The following is a 17110-nucleotide window of genomic DNA, read 5'->3' as shown; positions in this document are numbered from 1 at the left end:
ATATCCTTCCCAAGCCAAAAACAGACACTAAGTCTAGCGTGCTTCCGTGAGCTTCAGCAGGGCGGTAGCCAGCTTCTGTGGATCGTGCCGATGGGACAGCGCCCCGTTGCTATCAAGCTCACGCATATCGCAGAAGCGCACTTCAGCATCCACCTTGGCTGCGGCGCGCCGCAGGTACTCCCGCTCGCCCTCGCTCATGCTTATCGACGAATCCGCGAGGAAATAATCCACATGCAAATTCGGCGCGTGCTGCGCAAACACATGCAGGTGGCGCTCAGCCGAAAACCCGTGGGTCTCCCCCGCTTCCGGCGAAAGGTTCAAGACAACTGCCACCGTCGCCTCTGTGGTGTTGAGCGCCTCAACAATTTCCGGCACCAACAAATGCGGGATGACGGAAGAGAACCACGAGCCGGGGCCGATGGTGACCACGTCAGCGTCCTTAATCGCCTGCACCGCCTCAGGTGAAGCAGCGGGGTGGTCTGGGAGGACGCGCACTCGCCGTACGGCTCCTGGCGTTGTGGCAACAGCCACCTGGCCGCGTACAGAGCGAAGCACCCGCGGATCATCATCAAGCCCGGCAACGTCTGCTTCAATCTCCAGTGGAATCGGGCACACCGGAATCACCCGGCCAACGGATCCTGTCCACTCCGCCACCACGTCGAGCGCCTGCTGCATACTGCCAAACTTTTCAGCAAGACCAGCCAAGATCAGGTTGCCCACGGCATGGCCCGCCATCGCGCCATGCCCACCGAAGCGGTGCTGCAGCGCCTCGCGCCACACCTCACCTCCATCGGAATCTTCCGTGAGCGCGGCAAGCGCCATCCTGAGATCCCCCGGCGGCACGATACTCATCTCGCGGCGCAAGCGCCCGGATGACCCTCCATCATCTGCCACCGTAACTACGGCGTTGATAAACGAGGCACCTGCGCAACGGGCAGCGCGCAACGTTTGGTAGAGCCCGTGGCCGCCCCCAAGACAGGTAAATACTGGTGATTGAGCGTCCGTATTGGTCACGAAAACAGCCTTTCTCCGTTTGTGTTTGGCGTGCTCGTGCCTAGTGGCGTTCCAGATCGCGATGGATCACACTGACATCCACATTGCCCTGTTGTCGCAGGCGCTTCCCAATAGCTTCTGATACCGCAACGGAACGGTGGTGACCTCCGGTGCAGCCCACGCCTACGGTGATGAAGTCCTTGCCCTCGTGGCGGTAGCCAGCAAGCGTGCTGGTGAGTAGCGAAACGAAGTTATCTACGTACTCCGTGGCACCCGGCTGCGAGAGCACATAGTCCGCCACGGGCTTGTCCACACCGCGGTACTCACGCAGCTCCTCAATCCAGTACGGATTAGGCAGAAAACGCACGTCCACCACAATGTCCGCGTCGCGCGGGGAGCCGTGCTTAAAGCCGAAGGACTCCAAGGTGACGTGCTGGCGATCTGCCGGCAACTCCCCCACAGATGCCTCCACAGCGCGGCGAAGATCGTGCACCGACAGGTTGGAGGTATCAATGATCACGTCTGCCCGATTGCGCATCTCTTCAAGCATTTCGCGCTCGCGCTCGATGCCCGTGGACAACGTGTCATCACCCTGCAACGGGTGCGTGCGGCGCACCGAATCAAAGCGGCGAATCAGCACGTCATCGCGCGCCTCTAAAAACAAAACAAACGGCGAGTAACCGCGTTCCCTCAACACGTCGACGGTTTCCACCATCGAACCGTTGAAGTCATCAGCACGCACATCAGTGACTACTGCGAGCCGCTCAACTGGAGAATCTTCGGCTGCAGCTAGATCTACAAGCTCCAGAATCAGCTGCGGCGGCAAGTTCTGGGAGACGAAGAACCCTTTGTCTTCAAACACCTTTGCCGCAGTGGACAGGCCACCACCTGAGAGGCCCGTGATGATCACCGGTCGGATATTTTCGCGCATGTGCCCCATCCTAACCGCTGCAGGAGCCAAGCAACCCCTACTTCTGCAAGTGCTGGAAAATCACCTCAGCAAGCTTTGGCCCTACGCCCTTGACCTGTTGAATCTCCTCTTGCGTGGCTTCCTTGAGCTTCTTCACCGAGCCGAAGTGCTTCACCAGATCAGTGCGACGCGTCGGACCAAGGCCCGGGATGTCGTCCAGCACCGATGCCCGCATCCGTTTGGAGCGCTGCTGGCGGTGGTAGGTGATGGCAAAGCGGTGTGCTTCGTCGCGAATCTGCTGGAGCAGATACATGCCTTCGGAGTTACGCGCCAAAATCAGCGGCTCATCGTCGTCGGGAATCCACACCTCTTCGAGGCGCTTAGCTAGGCCAATCAGCTGGACGTCTACAATCCCCAGCTCATCAAACACCGCCTGCGCGGCGTTGACCTGGGGTTTGCCACCGTCCACGATGAACAGCTGCGGCGGGTACGCAAATCGCTTTGTCCCGCCGGCGGTTTCATCGGCCTCGTCTGCAAACTCCTGGGCTTCCTGCACCTCATCCGGATTCGCCAGCTTGTCCTCGTTGTAGCGTTTGAAGCGGCGACGGGTGACCTCGGCGATGGAGCCCACGTCATCTGAGCGGCCATCGCCAGCTGCTTCCTTGATGCGGTAGCGGCGGTAGTCGTTCTTCTTCGGCAGCCCATCCTCGAACACCACGAGCGACGCCACCACGTCCGTACCCTGAATATGCGAAATATCCGTGCACTCAATGCGCAGTGGGGCCTCATCCATCATCAGTGCGTCCTGGATGTCTTGCAGCGCCTGGCTTCGCGCAGTCAGATCGCCCACGCGCTTGAGCTTGTGCTGGTGCAGCGCCTCAGCGGCGTTTTTGTGCACCGTTTCCATCAGTGCGCGCTTGTCGCCGCGCTGCGGAACGCGCACCTCAACCGGGCCGCCACGCAGCTGTGTCAGCAGCGTTTCCACATCGGAAGGCTCCTCCGGCAACACCTCAACCAAGATCTCGCGCGGTACCGGGATCGGCGCTTTCACCGCGGCGCGGGATTCCTGGTCAACGCCGCGGCGGCGGACCTTTTGCTCCTCAATGCGCTGGTCTTCCTCCGCCTCCTGCCGGGAACGTTCAACGGCATCCGAGTAGTACTGCACGAGGAAGTTCTGCATCAACGTCGGCAGCGCGGGATCTTCCGTACCTTCCTCAAGCCGCTCCATTGAGCCCGGCTCATCCCCGGTCTTCTCAACAACCCAGCCGCGCTGGGAGCGAATACGCCCGTCGCGAACGTTGAAAATCTGTACTGCTGCCTCCAGTTCATCGGTGGCAAAGGCGATGATGTCCGCATCGGTGTCTTGGGAAAGCACCACAGTCTGGCGTTCCATGACTTTGTTGACAGCCCCGAGATCGTCCCGAAGCCGGGCAGCTTTTTCAAACTCAAGGTTTTCCGCAGCTGTGTGCATCTGCTCAGTGATGCCGCGAACCAGCGCGTCCGTACGTCCAGACATAAAGCCCATAAAGCCTGCGACAATGTCGTCGTACTCTGATTCGGTGACGCGTCCCACGCAGGGTGCTGCGCACTTGTCGATGTAGCCAAGCAAACACGGCCGCCCAAGGGATTCGTGGCGGTTAAACACACCGTTCGAGCACGTGCGGATAGGAAACACGCGCGTGAGCAGATCCAGCGTTTCGCGCACCGCCCACGCATGGGAATACGGGCCGAAATAGCGAACCCCTTTACGCTTGGGGCCCCGGTAGAAAAACGCGCGAGGGTAGCGTTCCTTCACGCTGACGGCAAGCATGGGGTACGTCTTGTCGTCGCGGTACATGACGTTAAACCACGGATCAAAACGCTTAATCCACGTGTATTCCAACGCCAGCGCCTCAACCTCAGAGGCGACCACCGTCCACTCCACACTGGCCGCCGTAAACACCATCTGGCGCGTCCGCGGGTGCAGCGTGTTCGGCGGCTGGAAGTAATTGTTCAGGCGCGCACGCAGGCTTTTGGCCTTGCCCACGTAGATCACGCGGCCCGAAGCATCGCGGAATTTGTAGACGCCCGGCTCCGTAGGGATAGTCCCCGGCGCCGGACGGTAATCCTTTGGGTTTGCCACCGCTACCCGTTAATCCTTTGGCATGTACTTGGCTTCCAGCTCACGGAAACCATCCACCGCTGCCAGCGCGCGCTCCTTATCGCCAGCCTGCATCGCCCACAGGGGAACGTATTCAAAATCCGGCAGTTCAAGGCGCGCCATGCGCTTGCCTTTAGGAAAGCTCAGGCCGTAGACCAGTGCCCACGGGTAAAAGCGGGTGCCCACAATGTTGATCACCTGCACGCCATCTTCATTGGCGCGAACCCGCGGTCGGCTCAAGGCAATCCAGGACAACACCGAGATCACCAACCCCACGCCGATGAACGCGAACTTGTCCAGCCAGGTCAGTGTCACACCGGTGAACTGCACATCCACAACTGCCGCCATGAAAATATGCACGGCCATCACCACAAGGATCCAGATCACGGCCACGCGTTGTAAGTACGGGGACTTCGTCTCAAATTCCCACGGCTTGGTGCTGGTGACCGCATTTGGGTCCAGTGCTGTGAGGTAGGCCAGTTCTTTTTCGTCTAATCCCCGGGTGTTCACGCGGTTGATCCTATCCTTTCAACGGCAAAGAGCGGACCTTACGCAGCTCAACGGCTGCGCTGAGCGCCGCCTGCACGGCTGCAGCGCCCTTGTCTTCCTTTGCGTCTTCGCCGCCAGCGCGCTCGTAGGCTTGGTCTTCTTCCTCGACGGTAAGCACACCGTTGCCAATCGGCGTTTCCTCATCCAGTGCGATGCGGGTCAGGCCTTCAGTAACGGAGTCGCACACGTACTGGAAGTGGGCGGTTTCGCCGCGGATGACGCATCCGAGGGCCACGACAGCGTCGTAACGCTTGGCGCATGCCTGCACCACCACTGGCAGCTCAAGGGCACCGTCTACAAAGTAGAGGTCTGTTTTCACGCCGTGCTCGCGTGCGGTGTCTACCGCGCGCTCGGTCATTTGCTCAACCACGCGCGCGTTCCAGCGCGTGGCCACAACGGCCAGGGTCAACCCCTCAGCGCGTAACTGGTACTCCTCGGGGGCTCCGGTTGCAGCCATCCTTGTTGCTCCTTATTGCCTTTCAGCTTGCTTATTTGCCTAGCTTATCGACGCCACGTGAACACACGCACACGCCACCCACCCTAGTTGGCGCCGCCTGGGTGCTGGGCCAGCCACTCGCCTACGGCCTGTAAATCGTGTCCCATGCGGTCACGTTTCGTGCGCAGATACGCGATGTTGTCGTGGGAGGGCACGACCTCAATGCTGGCCCTGCCGCGTACTTCAGGACCAAAGCCACTGAGTGCTGCGACCTTGTCCGGGTTGTTCGACAACACCGTTAGCGAGGTCACGCCAAGGTCCGCCAGGATGTGGCCGGCAACGGAGTACTCGCGTGCGTCCACAGGCAGGCCCTGTTCCAGGTTCGCATCCACCGTGTCAAGGCCTTGGTCCTGCAGCCGGTAGGCGTTCAATTTGGCAGAAAGCCCAATGCCACGCCCCTCGTGGCCGCGAACATAGACCACCACGCCGCGACCAGCTTCCTGGATGCGCCGCATGGACTCGTGCAGCTGCGGCCCACAGTCACAACGCTTGGACGCAAACACGTCACCGGTCAGGCACTCCGAATGCACACGCACCAAGACCGGTTCATCCCCGGAACTGCCCGCAGTTCCGGATACGTCGCCCACAACCAGCGCCACGTGTTCAACCCCGTCCACATCACTGCGGTAACCGTAGGCGCGGAACTCGCCGAACTCCGTGGGCAGGCGCGTTTCAGCGGTGCGGGTGATAAGGGGTTGCGTGCGGCGTCGAAAAGCAATCAACTGCTCAATCGAAATCATGACCAGGTCATGCGCATCAGCGAAGCGGCGCAGCTCGTCCGCGCGGGCCATCTCGGTCGGCTCATCCTCCGAGACAATTTCGCACAACGCGCCCGCGGGCGAAAGCCCGGCCAAGCGTGCGAGGTCCACGGCCGCTTCGGTGTGGCCGTCACGTGCAAGCACGCCGTGCTTGCGAGCACGCAGCGGCACCACATGCCCTGGGCGGGTGAAATCCTGCGGGCCAAAGGACGCATCAGCCAAACGGGTGATTGTCTCCGCACGGGAACGGGCCGAAATGCCAGTGGTACCAGTGGCGGCATCCACCGTCACTGCGTAGGCAGTCTGGCGCGCGTCCTCGTTCTGCGCAACCATTGGCGGCAAATCGAGCTCACTTGCACGCTCATCTTCCATGGCCACACAGATGTATCCGGAGGAATACCGCACCATAAACGCCACAAGCTCAGGTGTTGCACGCTCGGCGGCGAAGATGAGGTCGCCCTCATTCTCGCGGTCCTCATCGTCTACAACCACCACAGCCTCACCGCGGGCGATCGCGGCAATGGCATCTACGACACTGTCCAACCTGACGGGCGCACTCATACTGGCCAACCTTAGTTCCGCACCATTTTCTCAACGTACTTGGCCACGATGTCCACCTCAAGATTCACCGTTTCGCCTACTTCCAGCTCGCCCGCGGTGGTTTCGCGCAGCGTGGTTGGGATGAGGCTGACCTCGAACCAGTCACCGCCAGCGGCGGAAACAGTCAGCGAGGTGCCGTTGACCGTAATGGAGCCTTTTTCCACCACATAGCGGGCCAATGCCTCCGGCAGCCCGAAGCGGAACACCTCCCAGTGCTCAGACGGCGTGCGGCTCAGCAGCTGCGTCGTGCCATCCACGTGGCCTTGCACAATGTGGCCGCCCAAGCGCTGGGTAGCCAGAAGCGCGCGTTCCAGGTTCACTACCGTGCCCTCCTGGTAGCTGCCAATGCGGGAGCGCTCAAGGCTCTCGCGCATCACGTCTGCGCTAAATGTGCCATCTGCCAGGTCCACGACAGTCAGGCACACCCCATCTACGGCAATCGAGTCGCCTGGGCGTGCATCGGAGGTCACCAGCGGGGCGTGAATGTGGACCCGTACCGCGTCTTCAAGCTGCTCAAGCTTGTCCACGCGACCTCGTTCCTCCACCAAACCCGTAAACATACGCCTTACGCCTGCCTTTTCATCTCAAAAATTACGTCTTTGCCTAACAACATGGTGCGAACCGGGGCAAACCGGCGGGCATCCGCAAGCGTTTCCGCAACCGGTCCGGCCAGCACTCCCCGCCCAGTCCCAAGGAACATCGGCGCAATGTAGGCCTGCACCATATCCACCAAGTCCGCAGCCAGGAAGCTGTGGGCCAGGCCGGCCCCGCCCTCAAGCAGCACGTCGCGCGCGCCGGTGTCCCACAGTGCCTGCAGGGCTTCCTCCGGGGTGGCATAGCACTCGTAATCTCCCTGGATCTCGCCGGCGGCCGCCCGCGAGCCAATCACCACGCGGCGAGGCTGATGCTCATACAACGTGCCGTCGGGTTTGCGTGCTGTCAGCTTCGGCTGGTCTGCCAGCGCGGTGCCGCTGCCCACGATGATCGCGTCTCGCGTCGCGCGGTCCTCGTGCGCAAACTCACGCGCCTCGTCACCGGTGATCCACTGACTCGTGCCGTCTGCGGCAGCGGTGAATCCGTCCGCGGTTGCTGCGTACTTCCACGTCACCGCCGGCCTGCCCAGGCGCATGGCTGTCAGCCACGGCTCAAGCGCCCCAACCGGATTCGGCATGTGGGTCACCTTCACACCGTGCTCACGCAGATACTGCGCTCCACCTGCGGCAACTGGGTTGGGATCGGCCACTAGGTAAACCACCTCTGCCACGCCGGCGTCAACCAAGGCCTGCGCGCACGGGCCGGTACGGCCGGTGTGGTTGCACGGCTCCAGGGTCACAATCGCCGTCGCGCCCCGAGCACGCTCGCCCGCCTCACGCAGCGCAACCGCCTCCGCGTGAGCGCCGCCTGCAGGTTGCGTGGCGCCGCTGGAGATGGCGTTACCGGAGGCGTCGATTAGCAAGCAGCCCACTGGCGGATTCGGCGAGGTGTTGCCGCGGACCGACTCACCTGCCTGGATTGCGGCGACGATACCTTCTATCAGCCACTCAGGATGCACGAGCTTCACGCGCGAGCTCGCGCAAACGCTCCACAGCCTCAGCCGGGTTATCCGCACCAAACACCGCACTACCAGCCACAAACGCGTCAACGCCTGCAGCTGCGGCCTGAGCGATAGTCTCGCCGGAAATACCGCCGTCAATACCAATGATGGTGTCTAGGCCCTGCTGCGCAATCGCGTCACGCAAGGTCATCACCTTCGACAACACCTCCGGCATGAACTTCTGGCCGCCGAAACCGGGCTCCACGCTCATGACCATGACCTCGTCGAAGTGCTCAAGGCTATCCAGGTAGGGCTCCACGGCAGTGCCCGGCTTAATAGCAAAACCGGACTGCACGCCAAGCTCCTTGCACTGACGCGCCGCGGCAACGTGGTCATCCACTGCCTCAACGTGGAAGACCATCCTGTCACCACCGGCCGCAGCGTAGGTTTCAAACCACCTCTCCGGCTGCTCAATCATCAGGTGCATGTCCAGGAACTGCTCCGTCACACCATTGACAGCCTTGGTCACATCCGGGCCGAAAGAAAGGTTAGGAACAAAGTGGCCGTCCATGATGTCCACGTGAATCAGGTCGGCGTTTGCCACCTTCCGCACGTCTTCACCAAGCGCCGCATAGTCTGCCGCCAGAATCGACGGTGCAATGTAAATCATGCCTCTAGGGTAGCTTGCGCAACACTGCGAAAAACATGGCATCGGTGCCGTGTCGGTGCGGCCACATCTGCACACTCGGGCCCTCGCCAACATTGTCCATGGCGTACGGACGTGCGTCGAGCTCCTCCACATTGCCAAGAGCCTTTTGCTTATCGACGATCCCGCGCGTCTCCCTCACATCCGGACTACAGGTGGAGTACACGATCACGCCACCCGGCTTTGCCAGATTGACCGCGGACGCGAGCAGCTCGGACTGCAAGGTGTTCAGCTCCGCGATGTCGTCTTCCGTCTTCACCCAGCGAGCTTCCGGGCGGCGCCGCAGTGCGCCAAGGCCAGAGCACGGCGCGTCCACGAGCACGCGGTCGTAGCTGCCTGCTTCGAGACCTGGGTCGCGGCCGTCTGCAACCTTAACGGTGACCGGCAGGTTGCCTACTGCCTTGCGGATCAGGTCTGCGCGGTGTGGGGCAACCTCGACTGCGTCCACGTGTGCTCCATCGATAGCGGCAATCGCTCCGGTGAGCGCCGCCTTGCCGCCGGGGCCTGCGCACAGGTCTAGCCAGCGGCCTTGATCGTTGTCCACCGGCACTTCCGCCAGCGCACGGGCGATGAGCTGCGAACCTTCGTCCTGCACGCCCGCAAGACCGTCGCGAACCTCCTGCAGATCGCCCGGGTCGCCCTCATCTAAGTAGACGGCGTAGGGCGAATACGTGCCCTCGCGCCCGCCGGTGGTCAGCGCCAGCTCTTCTGCGGTGATCTCGCCGGGGCGCGCAACCAGGTGCACAATCGGGCGTTCGGAATCCGCCTTCAGTGCGGAGTCGAGCTCAGCTTCCGCCGCATCACCGAGTGCGGCAGCGAAGCTCTTTACAATCCACTCCGGGTGCGCGTGGTTACGGTCGAACTTGGCCAGCCACTCCTCAACCGGGGTACGCGTGATGGAGCGCAGCACACCGTTGGCAAAGCCCTTCGCTTTGTCCTGGTTCGCGGCCTCCACCAGGCGAACCGATGTATCTACCGCCGCGTGGTTTTCCACACGCATGTAGAGCACCTGGTAGGCACCAAGGCGAAGCGCCGCCAACACCTCGGGGTTGATCTGCGCAACGGGACGCGAAGAATTCGCCCCAATCACCTCATCCAACACACCCATGGTGCGCAGGGTTCCGTAGGTCAGCTCCGTGGCAAAGGCGGCGTCACGGCCAGTGATCTTGCGCTCACGTAGCAGGCCAGGCAGCGTCAGGTTGGCAAACGCTCCGTCACGGGTGACGCGCAGCACCGTTTCAAACGCTGCCTCGCGCGGCGCATCACCGATAGACGCCGGGCGTGACTTCACGCTGTAGCGCTGCCTGCCAGTGCCTTCCGGCTGCTTCTTCTGTTGCTTCTGCTGCTCCGCAAACCCAGTTGGCCGCTTCGGCTCCTGCCTGCGACCCGCCGCGCGGGACCTAAATCCACCGCTCACTCGAACACCACCTGCTCATCTGCACGAAGTCCGCGCGCCCAATCGGCCGCGTTCATCATCTTTTTGCCCGGGGGCTGGATCCGCGTCAACACAACATCCGCCGTACCGGTGCCTACGCGGACCTCCTTTTTGCCAGCCGCAACCTCCCCCGGCGCCAGCGAATCCGTCTCTGCAAGCACTACCGGCTCCACCTTGACCCGCTGCCCACCAAGCGTGGTCCACGCCCCCGGCGCAGACGTATAGGCGCGAATGGCGCGATCGATCTCTGCTGCGGGCTTTGACCAGGTAATTCGCGCATCATCCACCGCGATCTTGGAGGCGTAGCTGGCCTCGCCCTCCTGAGCGCGCGGAGTAATCGTGCCGTTTTCAAGCCCGTCCATGGTCTCCACCAAGGTTGCTGCGCCGCGGCGTGCAAGGCGGCCAAGCAGCACGTCAGAAGTATCGTCTGGGGCAATCTCATCCGGCAGCACGTTGAGGATCTGGCCGGTGTCCAAGCCCTGGTCAATCCGAAAAACGGTGGCTCCGGTTGCTGTCTCACCGCTCAAGATCGCGTGCTGTACCGGTGCCGCGCCGCGCCACTGCGGCAGAAGCGAAAAGTGCAGGTTCACCCATCCGTGTGTGGCAATGTCCAGCATGCCTTCTGGGATCAGGTTGCCGTAAGCCACAACTGGGATGCAGTCAGGCGCAAGCTCGCGCAAACGCTGGCGGATCTCCTCATTGTCTTTCAAGGTCACCGGCGTGAGCACCTCAATGCCGTGCTTGAGCGCGAGTTCCTTGACCGGTGAGGGGTGCAGCGTGCGGCCGCGTCCTTTCCTTGCATCCGGTCGGGTCAGCACCGCTACTACCTCGTGCTGGGAATCGATGAGCTGTTGCAACGACGCCACCGCAGGTTCCGGCGTGCCGGCAAACACCAAGCGCATATCTTGCCTTTCCTCTTTCTCTAACCTGCTGTTATGACCGCTGCTGCGACCACTCAGCGGCGCGAATCTCAGCCATCGCCGCCGCGCGCACCGCAGGTTCCATACGTGTAAGGAACAGTACCCCGTCGAGGTGATCGCTCTCGTGCTGGATGCAGCGTGCCAGCAACCCTGATGCTCGAATTGCAACCGGTTTGCCCTCCACATCGACACCGCGCGCCACCACCGTGTCGTGGCGTGCGACCTCCGCTCGTACCCCGGGGATAGACAGGCACCCTTCAGGTCCCACCTGGAGCTTGTTGCCTATCGACGCCCACGTGGGATTCACCAACACTCCCCTTAACCCCTGGCAGTCATAGGTAAACACACGCTTGAGCACCCCGACCTGGTTGGCAGCAAGCCCGACGCCACCGGCTGCATCCATGGTCTCCAACATGTCCAGGGCAAGCTTGCGCAACGACGCGTCGAAGACTGTCACCTCCGCAGCCGGGGTGGTCAGCACGGGGTCTCCAAACAAACGAACAGGGAGGTTTACCATGCGCTTTAACTTATCCGATGTTGATCGGATTGACCTGCACCCTCAGCGGCAGGTCCGCTCTTCGCGCACCACGGCTGACTAGGCCTGCGCGAAGCGCCATCCCAAGCGCGTTTCGCCCAGCTAGCGGCGCGCGCACCAGCATCCGCTGCGCAGGCCCAAACTGTGCAACGTCCCATTCGCCCGGCAAGTGTTCCCCTTGCGGCAAGTCCACGGGCCCAAGCAGCTCCGCATGGGCAGGCAGATCCACATTGTTAAAGAAGTCGTCGAGGGCGGCCCGCGGAGCGTCTACAAGCGCAATGTGCACTGCGGGCGGGAAGCGTGCGTCGCGGCGCTGCGCAAGCTCAAGGGCGGCAAAACCGGGCATGTCCCAGCGGATCAGATGCTGCACGGCGGGAAGCGCAGGATCCGCAACCACCACCACTTCCCCCTCGTGGCGCACAAGCGTGGCGGCCGCAGCCCAACGCGCAAACGCATCCTCCACAGCGCGCAGGTCCGGCCGCTGCAGCAGCGCCCACGTGTCCAGCAACACCGCAGCACCGTAGTCTGCCCGCGGCTCCGCGCCGGGCGTAGCCACCACAATTGCGGCCTTATCAGGCACCGTGTCGCGCACCTTCTCACCCCAGGAGGTAACCACCCGGTACTTTGCAAACGCGCGCCCCAACTCTTCAGCAGTGCGCTCCGTTCCCACCACCACGGCGCGCACCTTGCGCGAACCGCACGACGGGCACACATGCTGCGCGTCTATACGCCCACACCAGCGACACGTCGGCGCCGCCGCCTCACCACTCGACGGCAATCCAAGCGGGCCCATACACCAACGGCACCGCGAAGGCGCACGACATGTGCCACACGCCAACGTTTGGATGTAGCCCGTACGCGGCACCTGGAAGAGCACAGGCTGGTCGCGCTCCAACGCGCGCGCCGCAGCCTGAAACGCCACCGAGGGCAAGCGCGCCTGGCGTGCCCGCGGGTCGCGCTCCAGCTCAAAATCGGAATCCCCGGCTGCATGAATGCGCGGCATCCGCGCACGCAACGCCTCACGCGGAGCCACCAGGCTATGCATCCAGCCGCTTTCCACCAACAACTGCGTCTCGGCGGTGCGGGTATGCCCGCCGATGATTAACGACGCATGCTCGATCCCCGAGCGCGTAGTCAACACCTCACGCGCATGAAAATACGGCTCGCGGGGATCCACCAGCGAATCATCCCCATCAAACATCACCACCATCAGCCGCAGGTTTCGCATCGGCGCAAACGCCGCCGAACGCGTACCCACCACAATCCGCGCCTGCCCATGGATCACAGACAGGTAGCGCGAGTAACGCGCCTGCGGGCCTTGGGACGCGGTCAGCGTTGTCACCTGCTTCGCCGACACCAGCTCACGTAACGCCGCCTCAACCCGGTCCACATCACGCTGATCCGGCACTACCACCAGCGCCGACGACCCCTCAAGCGCCACTTTGACCACAAGCGACGCAACAGCTGCCGCCCAGTCATCCCCCGGCGCTACTTGCCACGCGGCGCGTGCCACCGCGCCGCCCAACACTGCATCCACAAACGACTCGCCGAACTCATAGGCACTCCACGCTGACAAATCCGGCTCCTGCGCCTGTCCCAACTCCGGCCACGGGGTTGAGGTGTCCGTCTCCTCAGCTTTGGCGTGGCGCGCCGGGATCGCAGCGCGGTAGAGGTCGGAGCGGGTGGCGCTGTAGCGGTTAGCTAAAGCGTCGATAAGCAAACGAAGCTCCCTGGGGGCTACTACCTCCGGCGAGATAACCCGCTCGATGAACCGCAACTTACCCTCGTGTGTAGAGGTGGAGGCGCGCTCCAGCACCAGCGCATCCACCAGGCGACCGGCGAAACGGATACGCACCTTCACCCCCGGGCGCGCGGCTGCCGAATCGGCCTCAGAAACCAGGTAGTCAAACTCCCTGTCCAGGTGCGCCAAGCCAAGCAGCGGCAATACCCGAACCACGGGTTGTGCGGCAGCTTGGTTTTGGGACATGCTGTGAGATTCTAATGAAACCTGCCACACGCCCCCGATTGGCTATCTTGAGGCGTGCGGCGCATACTCTCTGGCTGTAGGAATCGTTCGCTTTTACTGTGAGTTTGACCCAAAGATGAATCGTGTTTCGCGCGCCGTTGCCGCCGCGTTGTGCTCTCTTGCTCTTGTTGCGCCGACTGTTGATGTCCATGCTTCGGCCTCCAGCGATATCGGTGCGCGAAGCTCGCAGGCAATGAATGACGCATGGCGGCAAGGCTTCAATGCCCTACCCCCACAGGTGCGCAGCGCGATTCCGAACGAGCTTCGCCCGGTCGAACCGGCACCGCCTTCGCACCCAGCTCCCCCGACGGAGTCTGAGCGTGAGAGCGCTCATGAGCCAACACCTGCGCCGGACTCCTGCGCGAACTGCGTGGCGCTGACTTTTGATGACGGCCCTGTGCCCGACACTGAGCGTCTCTTGGACATCCTGGATAAGAAGAACGTCAAGGCGTCCTTTTTCGTTGTAGGCAACAAAGCCCGCAAGTACCCGAAGACCGTGCAGCGCATTCGCAACGGCGGCCACACCATTGGCAACCACACCGTGGACCACCCGGTGCTGCCACGCCTGTCCCAGGACGGTATCAACCGCCAGCTCGACGGCACCAATGCAGCGATTCGCAACACCACCGGCCAGAACCCCCGGTGGATGCGCCCGCCCTACGGCGAGTATGACGCGCGAGTGACGGCTGCGTCTCAAAGCCGCGGCATGGCGGTCGCCCTGTGGGACGTGGACACGCTTGATTGGAAGCACCGCAACGCCACGAAAACGTGCGCGGTTGCCGTGCAGCAATCGCGCCCAGGCTCTGTGGTCTTAATGCATGACATCCACGGCCCCACGGTGGACGCGGTTCCATGCATCATCGACGGGCTGCGCGCGAAGGGGCTTCGCCCTGTCTCGTTGGACCAGATGATCACCTCGCCCCAGGCGGGTCGCGTCTACTCGCACCGCCGGTAGACTGCCCTTCATGACTGAAACTGAGGAGCAACCACGCCGCGGCTGGCTCAAAGCCATGCCGTACTTTCTGCTTGCAGCATATGTGCTGGTACCGCTTGTCCTCATCCCGGCGGCCGGCAGCAGCGCTCCTGCAGCAATGATTGTGTTTCTCTTCGGCACCGCGGGGCTTGTTTCGCTTATCGACGCCACGTTGTTCCGCCCCACGTATTCCATCCCCCTACTGTGCGGGGTTGGCTTTTGGCTTGCCAAAGTGCTCTACCTCAACGATGGGACGTTTGTGTACGGCTTGGGTTGCGTTGTTATCGCGGGTGTGTGTAGCTGGCTCGGCGGCGTAATCGGTGGCGTGATCGGTGGCCGCGTAAGCGCTGGCGCCAACAAGTAGCCAGGAAAGGACACCTGTGGAAACTTGGAGCCTCAACCATCCCGAACACGGCCTGATCGAAGTGCGTATAGGCTACGATAACGAGTTTTTGGAAACCGACCCCTCGTGGCCAGGTGAGCTGCCAGAGCAATTCGTCGAGCATCCCGAATTGATCAAGCACATACCCGCCAACGGCAGCGTGGCAGAACGACTGCGTGCGGGATTTCCCAGGCCGCCGACGCGGCTGGAAGTCCGCGTTAACGGTGAGGTGCAAACACAGTACCAGGATCTAGATTCCGGGCGAATCCCTCTATTCGGCCAAGGCTCTAAAGATGCACTGAAAATAATGACGCACTTCGGCGTTGACCGCGCGAAACCGAATCTCAACCTCACTTTCAACATATTCAAAGAACTGCTGGAGGTGGATTACCGCGAGGGCAAAACCATAGTGGAATTTGATCCGCCGGAAGGATCTCGGGGCGCGCGCCGCCGCCAAGCCATGGAATCCAGCAACATCAAGCGCACCCTCTTCCCCATCGCACAGGGCATCGGAAAAGGTGGTTGGGCGCTGGCTGCGTTGCTGCTTCCGCCTGTCATCGGGCGTTTTCTTGCCTGGATTGCGCAGTACCTGCCAGATATTGATCTGCCGGACTTCACCCTGCCGCAGATCCGGCTACCCCACGTTGACTTGCCAGTACCACAGCTTCCACAGGTGAGGTTGCCAACGCCGAATATTGCTTTGCCGGACCTGCCGGACCTGCCCTACTGGGTGGCTTGGCTTTTGGAGTACTCAAAAATCTGGGTCCCCGTACTCATCGGCATTGTCATCGGCGTCGTCGCGTTACGCAACAAGAAGAAGTCCGACGCCGAAAAAGCGAAGTGGGAAGAGCAGGAGTCCTAGATTCCCGCTGCGCGCTTGAGCTCCTCAACCTTGTCTAGGCGCTCCCACGGGAGGTCAATATCCGTACGTCCAAAGTGGCCATAGGTTGCCGTCTGAGCGTAGATCGGGCGAAGCAGGTCGAGCTCCTGGATGATCGCGTCCGGGCGCAGGTCGAAGACCTTTTGTACCGCCTGCTGGATGGACTCGCTGCTCTGGCCTTCAACCGCCGTGCCAAAGGTTTCCACATACAGGCCCACCGGGTTGGCACGACCGATGGCGTAGGCCACCTGCACCTCAACGCGCTTGGCCAGGCCTGCGGCGACAATGTTCTTAGCCACCCAGCGCATGGCATACGCGGCGGAACGGTCCACCTTTGAGGGATCTTTGCCGGAAAACGCGCCGCCACCGTGACGAGCCATACCGCCGTAGGTATCCACAATGATCTTGCGGCCAGTCAATCCCGCATCACCCATCGGGCCACCCAGGACGAAAGATCCGGACGGGTTAACCAAAAGCTTCGTGTCTTCGTTGTAGAAGGCGCCCAGCCCAGCGTCTTCAACCACCCACTCAAGCACGTGTTCACGCATTGCCGCGGCAAGCTCATCGCCAGTGAAGTCCGGGTCGTGCTGGGTGGAAATAACCACGGTATCCAAGTGCACCGGGATCTCCCCGTCATAAGCAAAGGTGACCTGAGTCTTACCGTCCGGGCGAAGACCGCTGACAATACCCTCGTGGCGCACCTGCGCCAGGCGTCGGCTCAGGTGATGCGCGGTAGCGATCGGCAGCGGCATGTACTCCGGAGTTTCATCCGTGGCGTAGCCGAACATCAGGCCCTGATCACCAGCACCAGACTGCGCAAGCTCCTCCTTGGAGGCGTGCTCGCGCACCTCCTGGGAGGTGGTCACACCCGCGGAGATTTCCTCCGACTGGTCACCAATAGCTACGTTGACGCCACACGTGTGTCCGTCAAAGCCAACCTCGGAGGACGTAAAACCGATCTCTACCAAGCGATCGCGCACAATCTTGGCAATGTTGGAATACGCGCTGGTGCGCACCTCCCCCACTACGTGCACCTGACCGGTTGTCACGAGGGTCTCAACCGCCACGCGTGACTTCGGGTCTTGGGCAAGCATGTCATCCAAGATGGCATCCGAGATGGAGTCACAGATCTTATCGGGGTGGCCCTCAGTCACGGACTCACTGGTGAAGAGGCGGTGGAACGTACCCTGAGACGTGCCATTGTGCTGTTCAGACATGCCCAACACACTAGACCAAGCGGTCTAATTTGGCAAAGCCGGGCGGTCCATTAATT

General features: G+C 61.9%; 17 protein-coding genes. 3 read left to right on the top strand and 14 right to left on the bottom strand.

Annotation, left to right across the window (positions count from 1 at the left end):
* Window positions 1–33: 33 nt before the first annotated feature.
* From yvcK to HMPREF3104_RS06665, 13 genes are all read right to left on the bottom strand, one after another.
* A complete protein-coding gene (gene yvcK / locus HMPREF3104_RS06725) occupies window positions 34–1014 on the bottom strand; it encodes a gluconeogenesis factor YvcK family protein (RefSeq protein ID WP_070494913.1) in 981 nt (326 codons plus the stop codon).
* Window positions 1015–1054: 40 nt separating this feature from the next.
* Window positions 1055–1933 carry an RNase adapter RapZ gene (gene rapZ / locus HMPREF3104_RS06720; protein ID WP_070494912.1) on the bottom strand — a complete coding sequence of 293 codons (879 nt, stop codon included), beginning with the start codon at window positions 1931–1933 and terminating at the stop codon, window positions 1055–1057.
* A 28-nt stretch (window positions 1934–1961) separates the two neighbouring features.
* On the bottom strand, window positions 1962–4025 hold the full coding sequence (gene uvrC / locus HMPREF3104_RS06715; protein WP_070494911.1) for an excinuclease ABC subunit UvrC: 2064 nt from the start codon (window positions 4023–4025) through the stop codon (window positions 1962–1964).
* Window positions 4026–4034: 9 nt separating this feature from the next.
* Window positions 4035–4553: a PH domain-containing protein gene (locus HMPREF3104_RS06710; protein WP_371441045.1), complete on the bottom strand. Its 519-nt coding sequence runs from the start codon at window positions 4551–4553 to the stop codon at window positions 4035–4037.
* A gap of 10 nt (window positions 4554–4563) precedes the next feature.
* The gene (gene ribH, locus HMPREF3104_RS06705; RefSeq protein ID WP_052204164.1) at window positions 4564–5049 is read right to left on the bottom strand and encodes a 6,7-dimethyl-8-ribityllumazine synthase; all 486 of its coding nucleotides are present in this window, start codon (window positions 5047–5049) and stop codon (window positions 4564–4566) included.
* Between the two features lie 83 nt (window positions 5050–5132).
* The gene (locus tag HMPREF3104_RS06700; protein ID WP_070494909.1) at window positions 5133–6407 is read right to left on the bottom strand and encodes a bifunctional 3,4-dihydroxy-2-butanone-4-phosphate synthase/GTP cyclohydrolase II; all 1275 of its coding nucleotides are present in this window, start codon (window positions 6405–6407) and stop codon (window positions 5133–5135) included.
* A gap of 11 nt (window positions 6408–6418) precedes the next feature.
* A complete protein-coding gene (locus tag HMPREF3104_RS06695) occupies window positions 6419–7006 on the bottom strand; it encodes a riboflavin synthase (RefSeq protein ID WP_070494908.1) in 588 nt (195 codons plus the stop codon).
* 5 nt (window positions 7007–7011) lie between these two features.
* The gene (gene ribD, locus HMPREF3104_RS06690; RefSeq protein ID WP_070494907.1) at window positions 7012–8007 is read right to left on the bottom strand and encodes a bifunctional diaminohydroxyphosphoribosylaminopyrimidine deaminase/5-amino-6-(5-phosphoribosylamino)uracil reductase RibD; all 996 of its coding nucleotides are present in this window, start codon (window positions 8005–8007) and stop codon (window positions 7012–7014) included.
* Window positions 7988–8650 carry a ribulose-phosphate 3-epimerase gene (gene rpe / locus HMPREF3104_RS06685; RefSeq protein ID WP_083278981.1) on the bottom strand — a complete coding sequence of 221 codons (663 nt, stop codon included), beginning with the start codon at window positions 8648–8650 and terminating at the stop codon, window positions 7988–7990. Before rpe ends, ribD begins: the two co-directional genes overlap by 20 nt.
* Window positions 8651–8654: 4 nt before the next feature.
* Window positions 8655–10103, bottom strand: coding sequence for an RsmB/NOP family class I SAM-dependent RNA methyltransferase (locus HMPREF3104_RS06680; RefSeq protein ID WP_070494906.1), 1449 nt, complete (start codon window positions 10101–10103; stop codon window positions 8655–8657).
* Window positions 10100–11023: a methionyl-tRNA formyltransferase gene (gene fmt, locus HMPREF3104_RS06675; protein ID WP_070494905.1), complete on the bottom strand. Its 924-nt coding sequence runs from the start codon at window positions 11021–11023 to the stop codon at window positions 10100–10102. The genes HMPREF3104_RS06680 and fmt overlap by 4 nt, the downstream gene beginning before the upstream one ends.
* A 31-nt stretch (window positions 11024–11054) precedes the next feature.
* Window positions 11055–11558 (bottom strand): peptide deformylase, encoded by a 504-nt coding sequence (def, locus tag HMPREF3104_RS06670; RefSeq protein ID WP_070494904.1) that lies wholly within the window; start codon window positions 11556–11558, stop codon window positions 11055–11057.
* A 10-nt stretch (window positions 11559–11568) separates the two neighbouring features.
* Window positions 11569–13563, bottom strand: coding sequence for a primosomal protein N' (locus tag HMPREF3104_RS06665; protein WP_070494903.1), 1995 nt, complete (start codon window positions 13561–13563; stop codon window positions 11569–11571).
* A 115-nt stretch (window positions 13564–13678) separates the two neighbouring features.
* On the opposite strand from HMPREF3104_RS06665, the gene HMPREF3104_RS06660 reads away from it, so the two are divergent.
* Genes HMPREF3104_RS06660 through HMPREF3104_RS12290 form a run of 3 tightly spaced genes read left to right on the top strand, consistent with a single transcriptional unit; the run spans window position 13679 to window position 15819 of the window.
* The gene (locus tag HMPREF3104_RS06660; protein WP_083278980.1) at window positions 13679–14557 is read left to right on the top strand and encodes a polysaccharide deacetylase family protein; all 879 of its coding nucleotides are present in this window, start codon (window positions 13679–13681) and stop codon (window positions 14555–14557) included.
* A gap of 10 nt (window positions 14558–14567) precedes the next feature.
* A complete protein-coding gene (locus HMPREF3104_RS06655) occupies window positions 14568–14939 on the top strand; it encodes a hypothetical protein (RefSeq protein ID WP_070494901.1) in 372 nt (123 codons plus the stop codon).
* Window positions 14940–14955: 16 nt separating this feature from the next.
* Window positions 14956–15819, top strand: a complete 864-nt coding sequence (locus tag HMPREF3104_RS12290; RefSeq protein ID WP_052204139.1) for a hypothetical protein — start codon at window positions 14956–14958, stop codon at window positions 15817–15819.
* Here HMPREF3104_RS12290 and metK read toward each other — a convergent pair.
* Window positions 15816–17054: a methionine adenosyltransferase gene (gene metK / locus HMPREF3104_RS06645; RefSeq protein ID WP_070494900.1), complete on the bottom strand. Its 1239-nt coding sequence runs from the start codon at window positions 17052–17054 to the stop codon at window positions 15816–15818. The genes HMPREF3104_RS12290 and metK overlap by 4 nt on opposite strands.
* Window positions 17055–17110: the final 56 nt, after the last annotated feature.

This window comes from Corynebacterium sp. HMSC30G07 (genome assembly GCF_001806945.1).
GTDB classification, from domain to species: Bacteria; Actinomycetota; Actinomycetes; order Mycobacteriales; family Mycobacteriaceae; genus Corynebacterium; species Corynebacterium riegelii.
The sequence above is the reverse complement of the archived record's forward strand: the minus strand, read 5'-3'. Positions and strand labels throughout refer to the sequence as shown.